The sequence below is a fragment of the Pseudomonas sp. FeS53a genome, from assembly GCF_000931385.1.
In the GTDB taxonomy this organism is placed as follows: Bacteria; Pseudomonadota; Gammaproteobacteria; order Pseudomonadales; family Pseudomonadaceae; genus Metapseudomonas; species Metapseudomonas otitidis.
Genome location: NZ_JYFT01000077.1, coordinates 50,158 through 71,988 on the forward strand (window position 1 = coordinate 50,158; position 21,831 = coordinate 71,988).

21 protein-coding genes are annotated in these 21,831 nt (G+C 68.6%); 10 read left to right on the forward strand and 11 right to left on the reverse strand.

The features are described from left to right. Nucleotides 1-190 precede the first annotated feature (190 nt). Both SZ55_RS24250 and SZ55_RS24255 read left to right on the forward strand, forming a co-directional pair. Nucleotides 191-640 carry a BRO-N domain-containing protein gene (locus SZ55_RS24250; RefSeq protein ID WP_044412951.1) on the forward strand — a complete coding sequence of 150 codons (450 nt, stop codon included), beginning with the start codon at nucleotides 191-193 and terminating at the stop codon, nucleotides 638-640. Nucleotides 641-1,062: 422 nt separating this feature from the next. Continuing rightward, the gene (locus SZ55_RS24255) at nucleotides 1,063-1,596 is read left to right on the forward strand and encodes an REP-associated tyrosine transposase (protein ID WP_044412954.1); all 534 of its coding nucleotides are present in this window, start codon (nucleotides 1,063-1,065) and stop codon (nucleotides 1,594-1,596) included. Between the two features lie 64 nt (nucleotides 1,597-1,660). Here the strand turns inward: SZ55_RS24255 and gabP are convergent, their stop codons facing one another. The 4 genes from gabP to SZ55_RS24275 all read right to left on the reverse strand — a co-directional run bounded on the left by gabP (nucleotide 1,661) and on the right by SZ55_RS24275 (nucleotide 6,455). Next, the gene (gabP, locus tag SZ55_RS24260; RefSeq protein ID WP_044412957.1) at nucleotides 1,661-3,082 is read right to left on the reverse strand and encodes a GABA permease; all 1,422 of its coding nucleotides are present in this window, start codon (nucleotides 3,080-3,082) and stop codon (nucleotides 1,661-1,663) included. A gap of 181 nt (nucleotides 3,083-3,263) precedes the next feature. After that, the gene (locus SZ55_RS24265; protein ID WP_044412960.1) at nucleotides 3,264-4,760 is read right to left on the reverse strand and encodes a CoA-acylating methylmalonate-semialdehyde dehydrogenase; all 1,497 of its coding nucleotides are present in this window, start codon (nucleotides 4,758-4,760) and stop codon (nucleotides 3,264-3,266) included. Between the two features lie 61 nt (nucleotides 4,761-4,821). Beyond that, on the reverse strand, nucleotides 4,822-5,109 hold the full coding sequence (locus SZ55_RS24270) for a cupin domain-containing protein (RefSeq protein ID WP_044412962.1): 288 nt from the start codon (nucleotides 5,107-5,109) through the stop codon (nucleotides 4,822-4,824). Next, on the reverse strand, nucleotides 5,109-6,455 hold the full coding sequence (locus tag SZ55_RS24275; protein WP_044412965.1) for an aspartate aminotransferase family protein: 1,347 nt from the start codon (nucleotides 6,453-6,455) through the stop codon (nucleotides 5,109-5,111). Before SZ55_RS24275 ends, SZ55_RS24270 begins: the two co-directional genes overlap by 1 nt. A gap of 123 nt (nucleotides 6,456-6,578) precedes the next feature. Here SZ55_RS24275 and SZ55_RS24280 point away from each other — a divergent pair, with 123 nt between their 5' ends. From SZ55_RS24280 to SZ55_RS24300, 5 genes are all read left to right on the forward strand, one after another. Further along, entirely contained in the window at nucleotides 6,579-7,499 is a 921-nt protein-coding gene (locus SZ55_RS24280) for a LysR family transcriptional regulator (protein WP_044412968.1), read from the forward strand. A gap of 60 nt (nucleotides 7,500-7,559) precedes the next feature. Beyond that, nucleotides 7,560-8,243 (forward strand): SDR family oxidoreductase, encoded by a 684-nt coding sequence (locus SZ55_RS24285; protein ID WP_044412971.1) that lies wholly within the window; start codon nucleotides 7,560-7,562, stop codon nucleotides 8,241-8,243. A 187-nt stretch (nucleotides 8,244-8,430) separates the two neighbouring features. Further along, entirely contained in the window at nucleotides 8,431-9,510 is a 1,080-nt protein-coding gene (locus SZ55_RS24290) for a BMP family ABC transporter substrate-binding protein (protein ID WP_044412974.1), read from the forward strand. A gap of 62 nt (nucleotides 9,511-9,572) precedes the next feature. After that, on the forward strand, nucleotides 9,573-10,535 hold the full coding sequence (locus tag SZ55_RS24295; protein WP_044412977.1) for a 2-oxoglutarate and iron-dependent oxygenase domain-containing protein: 963 nt from the start codon (nucleotides 9,573-9,575) through the stop codon (nucleotides 10,533-10,535). Between the two features lie 143 nt (nucleotides 10,536-10,678). Next, nucleotides 10,679-11,629, forward strand: a complete 951-nt coding sequence (locus SZ55_RS24300; RefSeq protein WP_044412980.1) for an adenosine deaminase — start codon at nucleotides 10,679-10,681, stop codon at nucleotides 11,627-11,629. Between the two features lie 334 nt (nucleotides 11,630-11,963). Here the strand turns inward: SZ55_RS24300 and SZ55_RS24305 are convergent, their stop codons facing one another. The 6 genes from SZ55_RS24305 to SZ55_RS24330 form a co-directional block, all read right to left on the reverse strand. Then, nucleotides 11,964-12,617, reverse strand: a complete 654-nt coding sequence (locus tag SZ55_RS24305) for a 7-cyano-7-deazaguanine/7-aminomethyl-7-deazaguanine transporter (protein ID WP_044412983.1) — start codon at nucleotides 12,615-12,617, stop codon at nucleotides 11,964-11,966. Between the two features lie 111 nt (nucleotides 12,618-12,728). Continuing rightward, nucleotides 12,729-14,105 (reverse strand): MFS transporter, encoded by a 1,377-nt coding sequence (locus tag SZ55_RS24310; protein WP_044412986.1) that lies wholly within the window; start codon nucleotides 14,103-14,105, stop codon nucleotides 12,729-12,731. Nucleotides 14,106-14,216: 111 nt separating this feature from the next. Next, on the reverse strand, nucleotides 14,217-14,750 hold the full coding sequence (locus tag SZ55_RS24315) for a cytochrome b/b6 domain-containing protein (protein WP_044412989.1): 534 nt from the start codon (nucleotides 14,748-14,750) through the stop codon (nucleotides 14,217-14,219). Nucleotide 14,751: 1 nt separating this feature from the next. Beyond that, nucleotides 14,752-15,015, reverse strand: coding sequence for a PepSY domain-containing protein (locus SZ55_RS24320; protein ID WP_044412992.1), 264 nt, complete (start codon nucleotides 15,013-15,015; stop codon nucleotides 14,752-14,754). Between the two features lie 96 nt (nucleotides 15,016-15,111). Continuing rightward, nucleotides 15,112-17,706, reverse strand: a complete 2,595-nt coding sequence (locus tag SZ55_RS24325) for a PAS domain S-box protein (protein ID WP_052807661.1) — start codon at nucleotides 17,704-17,706, stop codon at nucleotides 15,112-15,114. 236 nt (nucleotides 17,707-17,942) lie between these two features. After that, entirely contained in the window at nucleotides 17,943-18,860 is a 918-nt protein-coding gene (locus tag SZ55_RS24330; protein WP_044412993.1) for a LysR family transcriptional regulator, read from the reverse strand. A 95-nt stretch (nucleotides 18,861-18,955) separates the two neighbouring features. Here SZ55_RS24330 and SZ55_RS24335 point away from each other — a divergent pair, with 95 nt between their 5' ends. From SZ55_RS24335 to SZ55_RS24345, 3 genes are all read left to right on the forward strand, one after another. Further along, the gene (locus SZ55_RS24335) at nucleotides 18,956-19,249 is read left to right on the forward strand and encodes a putative quinol monooxygenase (protein WP_044412996.1); all 294 of its coding nucleotides are present in this window, start codon (nucleotides 18,956-18,958) and stop codon (nucleotides 19,247-19,249) included. Nucleotides 19,250-19,264: 15 nt separating this feature from the next. Beyond that, nucleotides 19,265-20,278 carry a zinc-binding alcohol dehydrogenase family protein gene (locus tag SZ55_RS24340; protein WP_044413000.1) on the forward strand — a complete coding sequence of 338 codons (1,014 nt, stop codon included), beginning with the start codon at nucleotides 19,265-19,267 and terminating at the stop codon, nucleotides 20,276-20,278. A 155-nt stretch (nucleotides 20,279-20,433) separates the two neighbouring features. Further along, the gene (locus SZ55_RS24345; RefSeq protein ID WP_044413002.1) at nucleotides 20,434-20,613 is read left to right on the forward strand and encodes a hypothetical protein; all 180 of its coding nucleotides are present in this window, start codon (nucleotides 20,434-20,436) and stop codon (nucleotides 20,611-20,613) included. Between the two features lie 14 nt (nucleotides 20,614-20,627). Here SZ55_RS24345 and SZ55_RS24350 read toward each other — a convergent pair whose 3' ends face one another. After that, on the reverse strand, nucleotides 20,628-21,818 hold the full coding sequence (locus SZ55_RS24350) for a multidrug effflux MFS transporter (RefSeq protein ID WP_044413005.1): 1,191 nt from the start codon (nucleotides 21,816-21,818) through the stop codon (nucleotides 20,628-20,630). Between the last annotated feature and the right edge of the window lie 13 nt (nucleotides 21,819-21,831).

The following is a 21,831-nucleotide window of genomic DNA, read 5'->3' on the forward strand; positions in this document are numbered from 1 at the left end:
AGAAATGTCCGAAACCGCCCGCGCCACCTTGTTCGCCGCCGCCACGCTCCCTAACTTCGCCCGGTCGCGGTCAATCCCGCGACCGGGCTTGACGACCTGAACCATGCGCGCATGCGTTTGATACGCACGCGACGAACTGCCGTTAACAGACAACGGCACTGCATTCACTTGCTGGTTACGGGTAGAGACGATGCCTGACGTACATGTTCCCTTCACCTTCATCCGCCACAAGCGCCCCCTGCGCGGAGTGATGATCGACAACCAACCCTGGTTCTCCACCTACGATTTCGCTCGCCTGCTAGGGCTGCATCATCCTCAAGCTTTACATCGGTGCCTGCGCGCCTTCGAGACACGGACCACTCGCTTCGTCTATGCCACGGGCAACGAAGAGGACGTTCACCTCCTCAACGAAGCCGGCCTCTACAAGGCCCTCATTCGCTTCGGTCATCCGGAATGCCTTCACCTTGATGAATGGCTGACCCGCGAAGTCATCCCCACGTTGCGTGACCAAGTGGCAACCAGCACCTATACGTCTCGCCGCGTCGTGATCGGCTGGCAGAACCAGAGGCTGTCGTTGCTGGAGTGGCAGGGCGAATTGTGGATGCCTTGGGAGAAAGTGCCCCGCTATATAGGCACCTGACCCCCTGCACGATTCACGTATCGATGAGCCCATGCACAACACCCAGGCCGCCAGCCATGGGCTGCACCCGTAGGATGCGGTGAGCTACGCGAACCGCATCAAGCCTCACCTCCGCGCCATGCCAGCGATGGGCTTCGCACAGCTCAGCCCATCCTACGGGCCGCACGATTTACGTATCGATGAGCCCATGCACAACACCCAGGCCGCCAGTCATGGGCTGCCCCCGTAGGATGCGGTGAGCCACGCGAACCGCATCAAGCCTCACCTCCGCGCCATGCCAGCGATGGGCTTCGCACAGCTCAGCCCGTCCTACGGGCGTTGCGTCTTTTGCGGTGGAAAGGTCCGACTTCACTGGCCTGGCCTTGTCGACAGGGGGGACGGTCCCTAGGGTCTGCGTTCCCTCCCGGCACGGATGCCTGCCCATGACCGCCTACCGACGCGACCTCACGCCGGGCTCGACCTGGTTCTTCACCGTCAACCTCGCCGACCGCCGCAGCCGCCTGCTGGTGGAGCAGATCGACCTGCTGCGCGAGAGCTTCCGCGCGGTGATGCGCCGCCACCCCTGGCGGATCGACGCCATCGTCGTGCTGCCCGACCACCTGCATGCGCTCTGTACCCTGCCGCCGGGTGATGCCGGCTACGGGCTGCGCTGGGGCTTGATCAAGGCACACTTCTCCCGCGCCCTGATGTCGGAGGAGCCCCTCTCGCCTAGCCGTCACAAACGCCGGGAGCGCGGCATCTGGCAACGCCGCTTCTGGGAGCACCGTATCCGCGACGATGCCGACTTCGCCCGGCACGTGGACTACATCCACCACAACCCGCGCAAGCATGGTCATGTGGCGCGGGTGGTGGACTGGCCGTGGTCGTCCTTCCATCGCTATGTGGAGATCGGCACGTTGCCCAGGGACTGGGCGGGCGGCGGGGACATGGCGGAGACCCGATCCGGGGAGCGCTGAAACGCCCCCTTGAATGCAAAAAGCCCCGGCCATGCCGGGGCTTTTGCGTTGCACACGGGGTCCGTCAGGCGCTGGCGGGGATGCCGGCCTCGATGCGCCGCTTGCGCCGGGCATTGAGCAGCCCGAGGCAGACGATGAGGACGCTGAGCAGGGCCGTGGCCAGCACTTCCTGCCGGTGGGCGGGCATGGCCAGCATGGTGATGAGGGCGGCGCTGATGAACAGGATCACCGCCCAGGTCAGCCAGGGGTACAGCCACATGCGGAACTCCGGCGAGTCCCCGGCCTGCTGCAACTGGCGGCGCATGCGCAGCTGGGACACGGCGATGACCAGGTAGACCAGCAGCGCCACCGCCCCCGAGGAGGCGAGGAGGAAGGCGAACACCTTCTCCGGCGCGAAGTAGTTCAGCACCGTGGTGAGGAAGCCCACGGCGGTGCTGGCCAGGACGGCGGCACGGGGCACCTGGCTGGCGTTGGTGCGCTGCAGGCGCTCGGGCGCGTCGCCCCGGCGTGCCAGGGAGAAGACCATGCGCGAGGCGGTATAGATCGCCGAGTTGAGGCAGCTGGCGACGGCCACCAGCACGACGAGGTCGACGATCAGCTTGGCGTGGGGGATGGCCAGCAGTTCCAGGGCGCGCTGGTAGGAGCCCACTTCGGCGAGCTGCGGGTCGTTCCACGGCACGATGGAGACGACGAGGAAGATCGACACCAGGTAGAACAGGCCGATGCGCCAGATCACCGAGCGGGTGGCGCGGGTGATCTGCCGGGCCGGGTTCTGTGACTCGGCGGCGGCGATGGTGACGATCTCGGTACCCATGAAACTGAACATGGTGGTGAGCAGGGCCCCGACCACGGCGCCATAGCCGTTGGGCAGGAAGCCGCCGTGGGTCGCCATCAGCTGTCCAAGGCCGCTCACCTCGCGTTCCGGCAGGCCACCGGCGAGGGCCACGGCGCCCAGCACGATGAAGGCGATGATCGCCAGCACCTTGAGCAGGGCGAACCAGAACTCGAACTCGCCGTAGCGCGCCACGCTGAACAGGTTGGTGACGGTCAGCGCCAGGGTCACCAGCAAGGCGAACATCCAGGTGTCGATGGCGGGGAACCAGGCGTTGAGGATGGCCGCCGCGGCGATGGCTTCCAGCGGGATGACCAGCACCCAGAACCACCAGTAGAGCCAGCCGATGGTGAAGCCGGCCCAGCGCCCGATGGCGCGGTCGGCGTAGGTGGAGAAGGAGCCGGTGTCGGGCGATGCAACGGCCATCTCCCCGAGCATGCGCATCACCAGCACCACCAGGGTGCCGGCGAACAGGTAGGCCAGGAGCACGGCGGGGCCGGCGGCGGCGATGGCGTGGCCGGAGCCGACGAACAGGCCGGCGCCGATCACCCCGGCGATGGAGAGCATGGTCACGTGGCGTTGCTTGAGACCGGGCGCGAGGGCCGCGGAGGTGTCGCGGGGCAGTTGCGAGGCGAGGAGCGGTGAAGAGGGCATGGGCGATTCCTTCTCTGATTGTTCTTGGTGGCGCTGCCATCTGGAAGGGCGATGACAGTCGGTTCGAGTCGAGCGCACGTGGTGCGGTTCAACAGCGGGGACGAGCGGAGCGGGACCTCTGGACGTGGGTAAAAGAAAAAGGGGCATGACCGTCACCGGTCATGCCCCTTGCCTGTACGGATCAGCCGTTGCTGGGGAACGCGAATTGCGCGGCCTCGTGGCTGGCGCGCTGCGGCCAGCGCTGGGTGATGGCCTTGCGGCGGGTGTAGAAGCGCACGCCGTCCGGGCCGTAGGCGTGCAGGTCGCCGAACAGCGAACGCTTCCAGCCGCCGAAGCTGTGGTAGCTGACCGGGACCGGCAGCGGCACGTTGACGCCGACCATGCCCACTTCGATCTCGTCGCAGAACAGGCGGGCGGCTTCACCGTCGCGGGTGAAGATGCAGGTGCCGTTGCCGTACTCGTGGTCGTTGATCAGCTGCATGGCTTCTTCCAGGCTGCCGACGCGGACGATGCAGAGCACCGGGCCGAAGATCTCTTCCTGGTAGATGCGCATGTCGGCGGTGACGTTGTCGAACAGGGTGCCGCCGACGAAGTAGCCGTCTTCATGACCGGCGACGCGATAGCCACGACCGTCCACCACCAGCTTGGCGCCGGCTGCGACGCCGTCGTCGATGTAGCCAACCACCTTGTCGCGGGCGGCAGCGGTGACCAGCGGGCCCATGTCCAGGCCACAGGTGGTGCCGGCGCCGATCTTCAGGCCCTTGATCTGCGGAACGATCTTCTCCACCAGCGCATCGGCGATCTGGTCGCCTACGCACACGGCCACGGAGATGGCCATGCAGCGCTCGCCGCAGGAGCCGTAGGCGGCGCCCATCAGCGCGCTGACGGCGTTGTCGAGGTCGGCATCGGGCATCAGCACGGCGTGGTTCTTGGCGCCGCCCAGGGCCTGGACGCGCTTACCGCGCTTGGTGCCTTCGCTGTAGATGTATTCGGCGATGGGGGTGGAGCCGACGAAGCTGATGGCCTTCACTTCCGGCGCTTCGATCAGGCCGTCCACGGCTTCCTTGTCGCCGTTCACCACGTTCAGCACGCCCTTGGGCAGGCCGGCCTGCTCGAACAGTTCGGCGATGAACAGGGTGGAGCTGGGGTCGCGCTCGGAGGGCTTGAGGATGAAGGTGTTGCCGCAGGCGATGGCCAGCGGGTACATCCACAGCGGCACCATGGCCGGGAAGTTGAACGGGGTGATGCCGGCGACCACGCCCACCGGCTGGAAGTCGCTCCAGGCGTCGATGTTCGGGCCGACGTTGCGGCTGTACTCGCCCTTGAGGATCTCGGGGGCGGCGCAGGCGTATTCGACGTTCTCGATGCCGCGCTTGAGTTCACCGGCGGCGTCTTCGAGGGTCTTGCCGTGCTCCTGGCTGATCAGGCGGGAAATCTCGGCCTCGTTCTGCTCCAGCAATTGCTTGAAGCGGAACAGCACCTGGGCGCGCTTGGCCGGCGGGGTGTTGCGCCAGGCGGGGAAAGCGGCCTTGGCGGCGTCGATGGCCTTCTGCAGGGTTTCGCGGCTGGCCAGGCCGACCTTGTGGATGGCTTCGCCGGTGGACGGGTTGAACACGTCGGCGGTGCGGCCTTGGTCGGCGACGCGTTCGCCGTTGATCAGGTGCGGAATGAGGCTCATTGGTGGGGTCTCTTGCAGGTTCTTGTCCGGTGGGTCCGCAGCGGGCGCTGCGGACCGTGCATTACTTGAGTTCGGTTTCCACGAAGACCACGTCGTGGTCGCTGGCGTTGATCACGTTGTGCTCGACGCCGGCCTTGCGGAAGTAGGCCTGCCCGGCCACCAGGGGGGCGAGCTTCTCGCCCTCCGGGGTTTCCAGCAGCAGGGTGCCGTCGGTCATGGGCACGACCACGTAATCGTAGCCATGCCGATGGCGACCGGTCTCGGCGCCCGGGGCGAAGCGCCACTCGGTGACGATCACCTCGGCGTTGTCCACCTGCACGGTGGGCACGGCCTGCGGGCGCCCGCTCATCAGGCGACGCCTTGCAGGGCCTGGCCGACGGCGTCGAACACGCGGTCGAGGTCTTCCGGCTTGGCGTTGAAGGTGGGCCCGAACTGCAGGGTGTCGCCGCCGAAGCGGACGTAGAAGCCGGCCTTCCACAGGGCCATGCCGGCCTCGAACGGACGGACGATGGCGTCGCCGTCACGCGGGGCGATCTGCAGGGCACCGGCCAGGCCGCAGTTGCGGATGTCGACCACGTGCTTGGCGCCCTTCAGGCCGTGCAGGGCCTTCTCGAAGTGCGGAGCCAGCTCGGCGGACTGCTGGATGAGGTTCTCCTTCTCCAGCACCTCCAGGGCGGCCAGGCCGGCGGCGCAGGCGACCGGGTGACCGGAGTAGGTGTAGCCGTGGGTGAACTCCACCGCGTATTCCGGGGTGGCCTGGTTCATGAAGGTCTCGTAGATCTCGCGGCTGGCGATCACCGCGCCCAGCGGGATGGCACCGTTGGTGATCTGCTTGGCGACGTTCATCAGGTCAGGGGTCACACCGAAGTACTCGGCGCCGGTCCACTTGCCCATGCGGCCGAAGCCGGTGATCACTTCGTCGAAGATCAGCAGGATGTTGTGCTGGTCGCAGATCTCGCGCAGGCGCGGCAGGTAGCCCACCGGCGGGACGATGGCCCCGGCGGAACCGGACATCGGCTCGACGATCACGGCGGCGATGTTGGAGGCGTCGTGCAGTTCGATCAGCTTGAGCAGTTCGTTGGCCAGCTCCACGCCACCGGTGGCGGCCATGCCCTTGGTGAAGGCCATGCCCGGCTGCAGGGTGTGGGGCAGGTGGTCGACGTCCATCAGCTGGCCGAACATCTTGCGGTTGCCGCCGATGCCGCCCAGGGCGGTGCCGGCGACGTTCACGCCGTGGTAGCCACGGGCACGGCCGATCAGCTTGGTCTTCTGCGGCTGGCCTTTCAGACGCCAGTAGGCGCGGGCCATCTTGATGGCGGTGTCGGCGCACTCGGAGCCGGAGCCGGTGAAGAACACGTGGTTCAGCTCGCCGGGGGTCAGGCTGGCGATCTTCTCGGCCAGCTTGAAGGACAGCGGGTGGCCGAACTGGAAGCCGGGGGAGTAGTCGAGGGTGCCGAGCTGCTTGGCCACGGCCTCCTGGATTTCCTTGCGGGAGTGACCGGCGCCGCAGGTCCACAGGCCCGACAGGCTGTCGTACACGCGACGGCCCTGGTCATCGATCAGCCAGCTGCCTTCGGCGGCCACGATCAGGCGGGGATCGCGCTGGAAGTTGCGGTTGGCGGAGAAGGGCATCCAGTGGGCATCCAGCTTCAGCTGGCTGGCCAGGGACGGGGTGGTGGTCTGCGGCATGTTCATTCCTGTCTGCCTCGCAATTCAGGTCATGGGTGGAACCGAGGGGTTCTTGCAGTCGACATTGCCACGGGCATAAAGTCAGGAAAATCCAACTTTTGAAAACTTCACTTCAGGGTTCACTAAACAATGAGCACCCGCCGCCCAGAGCCTCTCGGCCAGGTCAGTGACTTCGATATCCGCCTGCTGCGGATCTTCCGCAGCGTGGTCGAGTGCGGCGGTTTCTCCGCTGCGGAAACGGTGCTGGGCATCGGCCGCTCGGCCATCAGCCAGCAGATGAGCGACCTGGAGCAGCGCCTCGGCCTGCGCCTGTGCCAGCGCGGCCGGGCCGGCTTCGCGCTGACCGAGGAGGGCCGCGAGGTCTACCAGTCCACCCAGCAGCTGCTGGCCTCGCTGGAGACCTTCCGCACCGAGGTCAACGGCCTGCACCAGCACCTGCGCGGCGAGCTGAACATCGGCCTCACCGACAACCTCGTCACCCTGCCGCACATGCGCATCACCCATGCCCTGGCGCGGCTCAAGGAGCGCGGGCCGGACGTGGTGATCAACATCCGCATGACGCCCCCCAGCGAGGTGGAGCAAGGGGTGCTAGACGGCCGCGTGCACGTCGGCGTGGTGCCGCAGACGGCGGCGCTGTCCGGCCTGGAATACCAGCCGCTGTACGAGGAACGCTCGCTGCTCTACTGCGCGGTCGGGCACCCGCTGTTCTACGTCGACGACACCCAGCTGGACGATGCCCGCCTGAACGACCAGGAAGCCATCGCCCCCACCTTCCGCCTGCCGGCCGAGATCCAGGCCCTGTACCAGGCGCTGAACTGCACCGCCAGCGCGTCGGACCGCGAAGGCATGGCCTTCCTCATCCTCACCGGGCGCTACATCGGCTACCTGCCGGACCACTACGCCACCTTCTGGGTGCAGCAGGGCCGCCTGCGCGCCCTCAAGCCGGCGAGCCGCTTCTACGACCTCAGCCTGGCCACCGTGACGCGCAAGGGCCGGCGCCCGCACCTGGTGCTGGAGAGTTTCCTCGACGCCCTGGCCGGCACCAGCTGAAGCGCGCGGGCGACGGCGGAAGCGAGTAGGCTGGCCCCCTCGTCCCAAGGAGGACCGCCCATGAGCACCCCACACTCCGCCCTGGTCATCGGGGCATCCCGCGGCATCGGCCTGGGCCTGGTGCGCCAGCTGCTCGGCGCCGGCTGGCAGGTCACCGCCACCGTGCGCGACCCGGCCCGCGCCAGTGAACTGGCCGCCCTGCCCGGCGTCGAGCTGGCCACCCTGGAACTGACCCAGGCCGACAGCCAGGACGCCCTGGCCCGCCAGCTGGAAGGTCGCCGCTTCGACCTCATCCTGGTCAACGCCGGCATCTACGGCCCCGCCCACCAGTCGGCCAGCCAGGTCAGCGAAGCCGAGGTCGCCCAGCTGTTCATGACCAACGCCGTCGCCCCGGTGCGCCTGGCCGAACGCCTCAAGGGCCAGCTGCGCGACGGCGGCACCCTGGCCTTCATGAGTTCCACCCTCGGCAGCGTGGCCGGCAACGACAGCGGCGGCCTGGCGCTCTACCGCGCCAGCAAGGCCGCGCTCAACTCCCTCACCCGCAGCCTGCTGGCGGAATGGCAGGGTCCGCGCCCCACCCTGCTCAACCTGCACCCGGGCTGGGTGAAGACCGACATGGGCGGCGATTCCGCCGACATCGACGTGGAAACCAGCACCGCCGGCCTCCTGCGCCAGATCGAAGCCCACGCCGGGCGCGGCGGCCAGCATTACCTCGACTACAAGGGCCAGGCCCTGCCCTGGTGACGCACCAGCAGGCAGCGCGGCGGCACCGCCGTGCACCATCCGCGCTCGCGGACGGCGCCGCCCGCCTGCACCAACCGGCCTGGCACGGGGCTTTGCGCGCCGCCTGTCCAGTTGGTCAATTTTTTGCAATCGCCTGGTCAGCCCACAGGGCACAGCACAGAACAACAGACCAGGAGCCCCATCCCCCATGTTCCATTCCAAGAAGAACCTGCTGCGCACGCTCGTCGCCGCCATCGGCTTCAGCGCCACCCTCGGCGCCTCCGCCGCCGACCCGCTGAAGGTCGGCTTCGTCTACGTCGGCCCCATCGGCGACCACGGCTGGACCTACCAGCACGAGGAAGGCCGCAAGGCGCTGGTGGCCAAGCTGGGCGACAAGGTCGAGACCAGCTTCGTGGAGAACGTCGCCGAAGGCGCCGACGCCGAGCGGGTCATCCGCAACATGGCCAAGGGCGGCTACGACCTGATCTTCACCACCTCCTTCGGCTACATGAACCCCACCGCCAAGGTGGCCAAGCAGTTCCCCAAGGTCACCTTCGAGCACGCCACCGGCTACAAGCAGGACAAGAACCTCGGCACCTACCTGTCGCGCTCCTATGAGGGCCGCTACGTCGGCGGCTTCCTCGCCGCGAAGATGACCAAGAGCCACAAGATCGGCTACATCGCCTCCTTCCCCATCCCGGAAGTGATCCGCGACATCAACGCCATCCAGCTGGCGCTGAACAAGTACGACCCGCAGGCCGAGATCAAGGTGGTCTGGGTCAACTCCTGGTTCGACCCGGGCAAGGAAGCCGACGCCGCCAACGCGCTGATCGACCAGGGCGTCGACGTGGTCTTCCAGCACACCGACAGCCCGGCGCCGATCCAGGCCGCCGAGCGCCGTGGCGTGTACTCCGTGGGCTACGCCTCGGACATGGCGCACTTCGGGCCCAAGGCCGTGCTCACCTCCATCGTCAACAACTGGGGCCCGCACTACATCCAGGCCGCCGAAGGCGTGATGGCCGGCACCTGGAAGTCCCAGGACTACTGGGGCGGCCTGGCCGAGGACACCATCCAGCTGCCCATCAGCGACCTGGTGCCGACCGACGTGAAGGCCGAGGCGGAGAAAATCATCGCCAGCATCAAGAGCGGCGAGTTCCACCCCTTCACCGGCCCGATCAAGGACCAGAGCGGCACCCTCAAGCTGGCCGACGGCGTGGTCGCCACCAACGCCGACCTGGCGGGCATGAACTACTACGTCGAAGGCATCAAGGCGGAACTGCCGAAGTAAGCCCCGCCCTCTCCCCGTGCGCGGGGAGAGGGTGCTGACCCGCATCCCCGAAGGACACCCCGATGAACACGCTTCCCCTCATCGACATCGCCCCGCTCTACGGCACAGACAATGCAGCCTGGCGCGATGTCGCCACCCAGATCGACGCCGCCTGCCGCGACTGGGGCTTCTTCTACATCACCGGACACGGCATCCCGCCCGAGCGCATCGACGCGCTGCTGGCAGCGGCCAAGGCCTTCTTCGCCCTGCCCGAGGCCGAGAAGCTGAAGATCGACATCACCCGCACCGCCCACCACCGCGGCTACGGCGCCATCGCCACCGAACAGCTCGACCCGACCCAGCCCAGCGACCTGAAGGAAACCTTCGACATGGGCTTCCACATGGCCGCCGACCACCCCGAGGTGCTGGCCGGCAAGCCCCTGCGCGGGCCCAACCGCCACCCCGACCTGCCCGGCTGGGCGCCGCTCATGGAGCAGCACTACGCCGACATGCAGGCCCTGGCGCAGACCCTGCTGCGGGCCATCGCCCTGGCCCTGGGCATCGAGCGCGACTTCTTCGATGCGCGCTTCGCCGAGCCCATCAGCGTGTTCCGCATGATCCACTACCCGCCGCGCCACACCGCCCGCAGCGCCGACCAGCCGGGCGCCGGCGCCCATACCGACTACGGCTGCGTCACCCTCCTCTACCAGGACGACGCCGGCGGCCTGCAGGTGCGCAACGTCCACGGGGAATGGATCGACGCGCCACCGATCCCCGGCAGCTTCGTGGTCAACATCGGCGACATGATGGCGCGCTGGAGCAACGACCGTTACACCTCCACCCCGCACCGGGTCATCAGCCCGCTGGGGGTGCACCGCTACTCCATGCCCTTCTTCGCCGAACCGCACCCGGACACCGAGATCAGCTGCCTGCCCAACTGCTCCAGCGCCGACAACCCGCCGAAGTACCCACCGGTGACCAGCGCCGAGTACCTGCTCTCGCGCTTCGCCGACACCTACGCCTACCGGCGTGAGGAAACGGCCTGACCAGTCGCCGGCCCTCGGCGGAACAGGGCCATTCGTCAGGGGCCGTGCCGCACGGCCCGGGCGTTCGGGCGCGGGTACGGCGAAAACCTGTCCGGGAAGTTAAACTTGCCCGCCACAACCCCGCCTGATCACGAGAAAACACCATGTACGACTGGCTCAACGCCCTGCCCAAGGCCGAACTGCACCTGCACCTGGAGGGTTCCCTGGAGCCCGAGCTGCTGTTCGCCCTGGCCGAACGCAACAAGGTCGCCCTGCCCTGGGGCGACGTGGAGAGCCTGCGCAGCGCCTACGCCTTCAACAACCTGCAGGAGTTCCTCGACCTGTACTACCAGGGCGCCGACGTGCTGCGCACCGAGCAGGACTTCTACGACCTGACCTGGGCCTACCTGCAACGCTGCAAGGCGCAGAACGTGATCCACACCGAGCCCTTCTTCGACCCGCAGACCCACACCGATCGCGGCATCCCCTTCGAAGTGGTGCTGAACGGCATCCGCCACGCCCTGGACGACGGCCGCAAGCAGCTCGGCATCAGCTCCGGGCTGATCCTCAGCTTCCTGCGCCACCTCTCCGAGGACGAAGCACAGAAGACCCTCGACCAGGCCCTGCCCTTCCGTGACGCCTTCGTCGCCGTGGGCCTGGACAGCTCCGAGCAAGGCCACCCGCCGAGCAAGTTCCAGCGCGTGTTCGACCGCGCCCGCGCCGAAGGCTTCCTCACCGTCGCCCACGCCGGCGAGGAAGGCCCGCCGGAATACATCTGGGAAGCCCTGGACCTGCTGAAGATCCAGCGCATCGACCACGGCGTGCGCGCCATCGAGGACGAGCGCCTGATGCAGCGCATCATCGACGAGCAGATCCCGCTGACCGTCTGCCCGCTGTCCAACACCAAGCTGTGCGTGTTCGACCACATGAGCCAGCACAACATCCTCGACATGCTCGAACGCGGCGTGAAGGTCACGGTCAACTCCGACGACCCGGCCTACTTCGGCGGCTACGTCACCGAGAACTTCTTCGCCCTGCACGAACACCTGGGCATGACCCAGGACCAGGCCCAGCGCCTGGCGCAGAACAGCCTGGATGCACGGCTGGTGAAGTGAACGAAAAGGGCCGCGAAGCGGCCCTTCTTGCGGGTGGACATGGCAGAGCGGTGGGCTGAAGCGGAACGCCGCCCGGCCCGCCCTACGCAGGCAACACTCCCGCGCCGGGACCGATGCGGTTCGCCGAGTTCACCGCAGCCTGCGGACCTGCCCGTGGCGTAGGGTGGATCGCGCTTCACCGATCCACCGCTTCCCTGGGCTGAAGCCCAGGCTACGAGGGCGTCGCCACAGGGTTTGAGGCGCACGCAGCGCTCCCAGTAGGGTGGGCTTCAGCCCACCATCGGACCGCCGGCAAAACTCTGGTGAGTCTCCACCGATGCACCGGCAGGGGATATCAGGCGGTGCGTTCGCTGCGGGGGGTGATGGCGCGGAGGATGCCGGCCAGCAGCACGCCGTACAGCGGTACGAACAGCAGCAGGCTGACGCTGAGCTTCACGCCGTAGTCGACGGTGGCGATCTCCACCCAGTGCTCGGCCATGAAGGGGTTGTCGCTCTGCCAGAAGGCGACGGAGAAGAAGGTAAAGGTGTCCAGCAGGTTGCCGGCGATGGTGGAGACCACCGGGGCGATCCACCACTGGCGCATCTTGCGCAGGCGGTCGAACACCTGGATGTCCAGTACCTGCCCGAGCACGTAGGCGAGGAAGCTCGCCAGGGAGATGCGGGCGACGAACAGGTTGAATTCGCCCAGGGCGCCGAAGCCCTGGAACGCCGCGTCCTGGAACAGCACCGAGACGACGTAGGAGGCCGCCAGCGCCGGCACCATGACCCGGGCGATGACCCGCCGCGCCGCCTGCTTGCCCATCAGCCGCACCGTCAGGTCGGTGGCGAGGAAGATGAACGGGAAGCTGAAGGCACCCCAGGTGGTCTGCCAGCCGAACAGCGTCATGGGCAGCTGCACCAGGTAGTTGCTGGCGATGATGATGAGGATGTGGAAAACGATCAGGCCGGCCAGCGCAGGGCGCCAGGCCGCGGGAAACGCGACGGACATGGAGGTCATCCTTTTTGGCTGATGGGGTGAGGGAACCCATGCCATGGCCCTATGCCACAGCGGCGCGCATTCTAACTTGACCCGCGCGTCAACAAAAGGCGCTTCGTCTGCTCAGCCGCCCTCCCCGGACAGCGCCTCCAAGGTCTGCCCACGGGTCTCCACACCGAACAGCGCCACCACCAGCGCGGCCAGGCCGAAGCACAGCGCCCCGAGGGCGAACACCCCGACCTGCCCCGCCAGCGGGATCAGCAGCCCGCCCAGGGTCGGGCCCAGCAGCGAACCGATGCGCCCCACGGCCGAGGCGAAGCCCGAGCCGGTGGCCCGTGCCGAGGTGGGGTATAGCTCCGGGGTCCAGGTGTAGAGCACCGCCCACATGCCGAAGAGGAAGAACTGCATGGCCAGGCCGGTGCCGATCAGCAGCGCCTGGTTGCCGCCGAACACCGCGCTCTGCCCGTAGCAGAAGGCCATGACGCCGCCGCCCAGCAGCGTCATCACGCAGGTGGGCTTGCGCCCCCAGCGCTCCACCAGCCAGGCGGCGACGAGAAAGCCGGGGATGCCGCCGAGGGAGATCAGCACCGTGTAGTAGACCGACTGGGTCACCGCGAACCCCGATTGCTGCAGCAAGGCGCTGAGCCAGGAGGTGAGGCCGTAGAAGCCCAGCAGGGCGAGGAACCACAGGCTCCAGATCATCAGCGTGCGGTGGCGGAAGCGCGGCGACCACAACTCGCCGAAGGCCGCGAACAGGCTCGGCGCCCGCGCCGCCTGGCGCGGCAGCCGCGCGGGCTCGGGCAACTGCGCCAGGCCCAGGGAAGCGGCCACCCGCCGCTCGATGTCGCGCAACACGCGGTCGGCGTCCTTGAGCCGGCCCACCTGCTCCAGCCAGCGGGGTGATTCGGGGATGAAGAAGCGGATCACCAGCACGAACACCGCCGGCAAGGCCAGTACCAGGAAGATGTCGCGCCAGCCGATGCGCTCCAGCAGCAGGTAGGAGAGCACCCCGGCGCTGACGAACCCCAGCGGCCAGAAGCCGTCCATGAGGGCGATGTAGCGACCCCGCCGCGAGGCCGGGATCATCTCCGAGAGCAGCGACTGGGCGATGGGGAACTCCATGCCCATGCCGATCCCCAGGAGGATGCGGAACAGCGTCAGGCTCTCCACGTCCTGGGCGGTGGAACACAGGTAGCTGGCCAGCCCCCAGAGCACGATGCTGCCCTGGAACACCGGCTTGCGGCCGAAGCGGTCGGCGAGCATCCCCGACAGCGAGGCCCCCACCACCATGCCGACGAAGCTGGCGCTGGCGAGCATCCCGGCCTGGGCGCTGCTGAGGCCGAACTCGGTGCGGATCGAGCCGAGCAGGAAGGTCATCATCGCCAGGTCCATGGAGTCGAAGAAGAACGCCAGGGCGATGATCAGGAAGATGAGGCGGTGGTAACCGCTGATGGGCAAGCGCTCCAGGCGCTCGGCGGCGGTGTATCCGGGTGCGTGCATGCGGTGTCCCTCGCGGCTCGGTGCGGTGTCCGCCACGAGTATGGGAGGGAGGGTCGGCGCGGCGATTGGCTGGATGCGACCTGCGGGGGCCCGTCGCCGACCTGGCGGGCGTCAGTCGTGGGGCGCGCGGCGGCGGCCGGTGATCATCGACAGCGGCAGGTTCTCCCGCAGCCGCACGCTTTCCACCACCGCCGCCAACAGGTGCACGCAGACCAGGCCGGCCAGGGTGTTGGCCATGAGTTCGTGGATCTCCTTGGGCAGGTCCTCGCCCCAGAAGTAGTCCACCTCCTCCATCAGGAAGCCGCTCACGCCCAGGCCGAACATCAGCAGCAGCATGAGCACCATCACCAGCGCGCCGATGGGCGAGTGCCCCAGGCGGTGGTAGGGACGCCCGCTGACCAACGCGCGGGCGTGCTCGGCCAGCCGCGAGGGCCAGGGCCAGAAGTCCGACCAGCGTGCCGGCGTGGGGCCGACGAAGCCCCACACCAGGCGCACCAGCACCGCCACCAGGGCGCTGTAGCCGAGCCAGCGGTGCCAGTCCTCGCCCGCCTCTGTGAAGAAGTAGTTGGCCACGAAGGCGGTGACCAGGGTCCAGTGGCCGATGCGTACCAGCGGGTCCCAGAGGCGGATGCGGGTGTCGCTCATGTCAGTCGTCGATCTCTTCCTTCACGGCCTTGCCGGAGACCGGGTCGTAATAGATCTCGACCTTGCGCTTGTCCTTGTCCCAGCCATAGATCTCGTAGCAGTTGCCATCGGTGACCTTGAACTTCTTGATCTCGTAGCCCTGGGCCTTGAGGGCCTCCTGGAACTTGGTCTGGTCCTGCCACTGGGCCTTGTCGGCGGTGGTGCACTGGGGCCCGGCGATGGCCAGGGGGCTGGCGAAGGCCAGGCAGAGCAGCAACGTGCGCATGGGAATGTCCTCGAGGTTCGGTTTGGGTCCAGCAGGTATAGGCCACGGCCGCCGTGGCTGCCAGGCGCGAAACCCTTGTAGCGTTTCGCGACGGCCTCAGGCCCCCGCCGAGGACCCCGCGTGGATCGCCAGGCAGCCGCGCCCCGAGCGCTTGGCCTGGTAGCAGGCCGCGTCGGCCTGGCGCAGCAGCTGCTCGGGATCGCTGTTGCCTGACCGGATGCGCGACAGGCCCAGGCTGGCGCCGACGCTGAAGGGCTGGTCCTCCCACTCGAAGGGCATCTGGGTGATGCCCTCGATCAGCCGGTTGCCCAGCAACTGGGCGCGATCCAGCGGGCAGTTGCGCAGGATCAGCGCGAACTCGTCGCCACCCAGTCGCGCCAGCACATCGCCGCTGCGCACCAGGGACTGCATCAGCCGGGCGATGCGCCGCAGCATCTCATCGCCGGCGGCATGCCCGGCGGTGTCGTTGACATGCTTGAAGCGGTCCAGGTCGATGAAGCAGAGCACGCTGTGGCGGTCGTTCTGCTCGGCGTCGTGGCAGCTCTCGGCCAGGGCGCTCTCGAAGGCGGAGCGGTTGAGCAGCGCGGTGAGGGCGTCGTGGGTGGCGGCGTATCGCAGGTGCTTCTGCATCGCCCGCGCCTCGCTGACGTCGGTGAACACCAGCACGCTGCCCAGCAGCTCGCCCTGGCCACTGCGGATCGGCGCGGCCTGGCCGCGCACCGCCACCAGGCCGCCGGCCGGGTGACGCAGGGAGGAAAGGCCGGGAATGCTGGCGTGGGTGCCCTGCTCCAGGCACTGCCGCACCGGGTTCTCCAGCACCTCGCCATGCTCACCCTCCAGGGGCAGCACCGTCTCGATGGGCTGGCCCAGGGCACGCTCGTTGCTCCAGCCGCTGAGGCGCACCGCCACCGGGTTGAGGAAGTTGACCCGGCCCTGCAGGTCGGTGGTCACCACCCCGTCGCCGATGGAGTTCAGGGTCACCTGCAGGCGCTCGCGCTCGTCCCGCAGGCGCTCGGCCAGCTGGCGCAGCTCGGTCACGTCCCAGGCGGTGCCGACCATCCGTTCCGGCTCGCCCGAGGCGTCACGCACCAGGCTGCCGAGGGCACGCAGCACGCGCACCTGGCCGTCCGGGTGGATGACGCGGAATTCGATGTCCGCCTGCTCCTGGCCCTGGCGCACCTGCTGCAGCTGGCAGTGGACGCCGGGGGCATCCGCCGGGTGCAGGTAGCGCGCCCAGTCGCCGTAGCTGACCGCGCCGGGCCGGGGCGCCAGGCCGTAGAGGCGGAACAGGCTGTCGTCCCACATGATGCGGTCGCTGGCCAGGTACCACTCCCACACGCCCACGCCACTGCTTTCGGTGGCCAGGGAATAGCGCCGCAGCAGGTCGGCCTCGCGGGCTTCGGCACGCTTGCGGCGGTCGATGTCTTCGATCTGGGCGATGAAGTATTGCGGCCGCCCTTCGTCGTCGCGCACCAGCGACACCGCCAGCAGCGCCCAGACTTCGCGGCCGTCGCGGCGCAGGTAGCGCTTCTCCAGGCGGTAGCTGGTGCGCTGCCCGGCCAGCAGCTCATCCAGCAGCGCCAGGTCCCGGGGCAGGTCATCGGGGTGGGAAATCTCCCGGAACGACAGCCGCAGCAGGTCGTCCCGGTTGTAGTCGAGCATCTCGCACAAGGCACGGTTGATCCCCTGCCAGCGGCCGTCCAGGTCCACCAGGGCCATGCCGATGGCGGACTCGTCCATGGCCGAGCGGAAGCGCGCCTCGCTGGCCGCCAGGTCACGGCGGCGCCGCCGGCCCTGCTCCACCGCCGCCGCCAGTAGCAGTGGCGGCAACAGCGACAGCAGCAACGGCAGGTAGATCGCCAGCTCGCGGACCATGCCGTCGATCCGCGGCGTATCCAGCTCGCCGGCGGCGATCACCAGCCCGCCCAGCAGCGACATGCAGCCCACCAGCAGCGCGGTGCCACCGAAGCTCAGGCGCGCCGCCGCCAGCAGCAGCGGCAGGGACAGGTAGACGAAGGGGAACGGCACGTAGAGCAGCGTCACCGGTGTCATCACCAGCACCGCCAGGGAGTAGAGGCCGAATTCGCGGGGGCGGCGGCGGATATCCAGGGAGCGCAGGCCGTGGAGCTGCACCTGCACCATCAACGGCAGGATCGACACGGTGCCGAGCACCGCCCCCTCGAACCACGACAGCGCCGTGCGCCAGAAGCTGCCGTAATCGGCCCATTGCAGCAGGCCGGCCGCCAGCGGTGCGCTGAACAGCGGCGGCACCAGCACGCCGAGCAGGATGAAGCGCAGGAACGCCAGGGGGCTGCGGTCCATGTACACCGCCACCCCGGTGCGCCGCAGCAGCCAGGCGGCCAGGCTCATCTCCAGCAGGTTGGCGGGGACGAAGCAGGCGGACATCTGCGGCGTGTCGCCGATCAGGCTGCCGGCCAGCACGTTGGCGCCCGCCATCACCCCCAGCAGGACGGGCCAGCGGCGCGGCGACTGGTTCCACAGGAAGGCGATGCCGAAGGCGTTGGCGTACCACAGGGTGGAGATGGTGCCCGGCTGGCGGGACAGCCACGCCGCCCCGAGGGCGAGCAGCAGGTAGCCGACGAAGAGCACCAGCAGGTGGAGGCCGAGCCGGGGTGGCGTCAGGTCGAGCGGGAAACCTCGCGAGGGCGGACGGGGATCGGGGGGCAGCAAGGAGGTCTCCCTGGGTGCAGTCGCGGCGCTGCAGGGCGCCTTTGAAAAGGTAGGCGAGCCGGTCAGCGCAAGATCAAACAAGCGAAAGAGTGCAGTTTACGCGGTGTCGATGAGCATGTTGATCGGACTCGCGCACGAGCCTGTGTTTCAGCCGGCAAGCCACGCCTGGAAGAGCCCTACAGGCGCCCACGATAGCCGAAGCCGGGCCATGAGCAACCCTGCGGGCGCGCTTTCCGTCAGCGCGTCCAGGGCGCGCGGCGCAGCAGCTCGTCGCAGCGCTCGCGGAGGAACTCCCGCAGCAGCTTCACCGGCTTGCCCAGCTGGTCGCGGTGGGCGCACACCAGGTTCAGCGGCGTGGGCTCGCCCCGGTAGCGCTCCAGGGCCAGTTGCAGGCGCCCGGCGGCCACATCGCCGGCCACGTCCAGCCAGGACTTGTAGGTCAGCCCGCGCCCGGCCACGGCCCAGCGACGCACCACGTCGGCGTCGTCGCAGAGGCGGTCGCCCGCCACGCTGACCAGGTGGGTGCGGCGCCCGTCCTCGAAGCTCCAGCGGTCATGGGCACGGCCGCCCAGCAGGTAGAGCAGGCAGGTGTGCCCGGCCAGGTCCTCGGGCTGGGCCGGGCGGCCGTGGCGGGCGAAGTATTCGGGGGCGGCGCAGAGTACCCGGCGGTTGTCCGGGGCGATGGGCAGCGCGACGAGGCTGGAGTCCTCCGGCTCGCCGTAGCGCAGGGCGATGTCCACCGGCTGGCGGAACAGGTCGGCAGTGCGGTCGCTCAGGTACAGCCGCAGGGCCAGGCGCGGGTGCTCGGCCTGGAAGGCGTCGAGCCAGGGCAGCAGCACGTTGCGGCCGAAGTCCGAGGGTGCCGACAGCTGCAGGGTGCCGCTGATGCCCTCGCGGCCGCCGGCCAGCTGCCGCCGCCCCTCCTCCAGGCTGCGCAGCGCCTCGCGGGCGTGGACCAGGAACTGCTCGCCCTCCGGGGTCAGGCGCAGGCTGCGGGTGGAGCGGATCAGCAGGCGCGTCTCCAGCTTGGCCTCCAGGCGCTTCAGGGCGGCGCTGGCCACGGCCGGGGAGATGTCCAGCTCGCGGGCCGCAGCGGAGAGGCTGCCCCGGTCGGCAGTGCAGACGAACAGGCTGAGGTCGTCGAGGCGCAGCATTTTCAAAATTCCTTTGAAAGACTGTCGCCTTCTAGCGGATTTCTCCACGCCGCGAAATAGCCCAACCTATGCGCCATCGTTCCCGGAGAGCCACCATGACCTCGCCCCTGCACCTGATCGCCCACATCGACGCCCAACCCGGCCAGGCCGAGGCCGTGGAAGCCGCGCTGCGTGAGCTGGTCGCCGCCAGCCGCAGCGAACCCGGTTGCCTGCAGTACGACCTGCACCGGGACCGCGCCGACGCCCTGCGCTTCGTCATGCTGGAGACCTGGCGCGACGACGCCGCACTCGCTGCGCACCAGGCCACCGCCCACTACCGCCACTTCGGCGATGCCCACGGCAGCCGCCTCAAGGGCGTCACCCTCACCCTCCTCGAACACCTCGCCTGAACCCAGGAGCCCCCGATGAAAGCCGTTGCCTATTTCCAGAACCTGCCCATCGACCACCCCGACGCCCTGCAGGACATCGACCTGCCCGAGCCGACCCCGGGTCCGCGCGACCTGCTGGTGGAAGTCCGCGCCATTTCGGTGAACCCGGTGGACACCAAGATCCGCCGCAACGCCGCCCCCGAGAACGGCCAGCCCCGCGTACTGGGCTGGGACGTCTCCGGCGTGGTGAAGGCGGTGGGCGGTGACGTCAGCCTGTTCCAGCCCGGTGACGAGGTGTTCTACGCCGGCGCCCTGACCCGCCCCGGCGGCAACGCCGAGCTGCACCTGGTGGACGAGCGCATCGTCGGCAAACGCCCGCAGAGCCTGGACTTCGCCAAGTCCGCCGCCCTGCCGCTGACCGCCATCACCGCCTGGGAGCTGCTGTTCGACCGCCTCGGCATCGCCGAGGGCCAGGCTGACCAGGGCCAGAGCCTGCTGGTGGTCGGCGCGGCCGGTGGCGTTGGCTCCATCCTCGTGCAGCTGGCCCGCCGGCTCACCGGGCTGACGGTGATCGGCACCGCCTCGCGCCCGGAAACCCAGGCGTGGGTCCGCGAGCTGGGCGCCCACCACGTCATCGACCACAGCCAGCCGCTGGCGGCCGAACTCAAGCGCATCGGCCTCGACAGCGTCACCCACGTCGCCAGCCTGACCCAGACCGACCAGCACCTGGAGCAACTGGTGGAAGCCCTGGCGCCCCAGGGCAAGCTGGCGCTGATCGACGACCCGGCCGGCCTCGACGTGCTCAAGCTCAAGCGCAAGAGCATCTCGCTGCACTGGGAGTTCATGTACACCCGCTCGATGTTCGAGACCGCCGACATGATCGAGCAGCACAAGCTGCTGAACCGCGTCAGCGAGCTGATCGACCAGGGCGTGCTGAAGACCACCTTCGGCGAGCACTACGGGCGCATCGAGGCGGCCAACCTCAAGCGCGCCCACGCCCTGCTGGAGAGCGGCAAGGCCAAGGGCAAGATCGTGCTCGAAGGCTTCTGAGGCCGCGCCGGGCACCCTGTCACCGGGGTGCCCGTCGGTCGCCTCGATGGGCAATGGCCCGACCGCCAGTCGGGCCATTGACCGATGTCATTTCCGGGCCATCTCCGCGCTCTACACTGGGTGCTCGAATTTTTCGAACCAGGGAGGTGACCACCATGAAAGTGCTCGTCCGTCCTACCCGTACCGCCCAGGGCCCCAGCTGGCAGGTGTGCATCGATCAGCACGCCGTCAGCTTCCGCACCGAGGCCGAGGCGCAACGCTTCGTCGCCGTGCTGGAGGCCCGCCTCAAGGCGCCCCACGTCCTGCCCGAACAGCCCCGACGAGCCGTCGGCTGACCCCTGACAGACTGCTAGCCCAGCACTGAAGGCTGCCCGCGCGTCCGCCACCAGGTGAAGGTGGACGCGCTCACCGCCCCCGCTGCACAGAGCGCGATGACGGTCGCCATGGGCACCGCCGTGCCGTCGTGCAGCACGCCCACCAGGGCCGCGGCACCGGCGGCGACGCTGAACTGCAGGCTGCCCATCAGCGCCGAGGCGCTGCCGGCGTGGCGACCCTGGCCGGCCATGGCCGAGGCCGACGCGTTGGGGATGATGCAGCCCAGGCAGGCGGTGGCGCAGAACAGCGGCACCAGCAGCGGCCACAGCGCCTCGGTGTGGGCATGGGCCACCACCAGCATCGCCACGGCGAAGCCCAGCAGCACCCAGACCATGCGCCGCAGCCAGTAGGCCGGGCCGTGGAAGCGCATCAGCCAGGCGTTGACCTGAGCCGCGAGGATGAAGCCCAGCGCGTTGCTGCCGAACAGCCAGCCGTAGTGCTCGGCCGGCACGCCATAGAGCTGGATGAAGACGAAGGGCGAACCGGCGATGTAGGCGAACATGCCGGCCATGGCCAGCCCACCGGACAGCGCATAGCCGATGAACACCCCGTCCCCCAGCAGGCGCCGATACTGCCCCAGGGCACCGCGCAACGGCGGGCGCTCGTCACCGTGGGTGAGGGTTTCCGGCAGCCAGGCGCAGACCCCGGCCAGCACCAGCGCGCTGAACAGGGTCAACGCATAGAAGATCGACGGCCAGCCGAAACTCTCCAACAGCAGCCCGCCGCCCAGGGGCGCGAGGATCGGTGCCAGCCCCATCACCAGCATCAGCTGGGAGAACACCTTGGCCGAGGACACCGGGTCGCACAGGTCACGCACCACCGCCCGCGACACCACCATCCCCGCACAGCCGCCCAGGGCCTGGATGAAGCGCGCGGTGATCAGCCACTCCAGGCTCGGCGCCAGGGCGCAGGCCACCGAGGCCAGGGTGAACAGCGTCACCCCCGCCAGCAGCGGCGGGCGCCGGCCGAAGCGGTCGGCGATGGGGCCGTAGAGCAGTTGGCCGATGGCCAGGCCGACGAAGTAGGCCGCCAGGCTCAGCTGGACGTGCTCGACGTCGGTCGCGAACGCCTTGGCCAGGGCCGGGAAGCTGGGCAGGTAAAAATCGATCGCCATGGGGCCGAAGGCACTCAGCGCCCCCAGGATCAGCAGGATGCGGAAATTCATGGATCACCTGAAA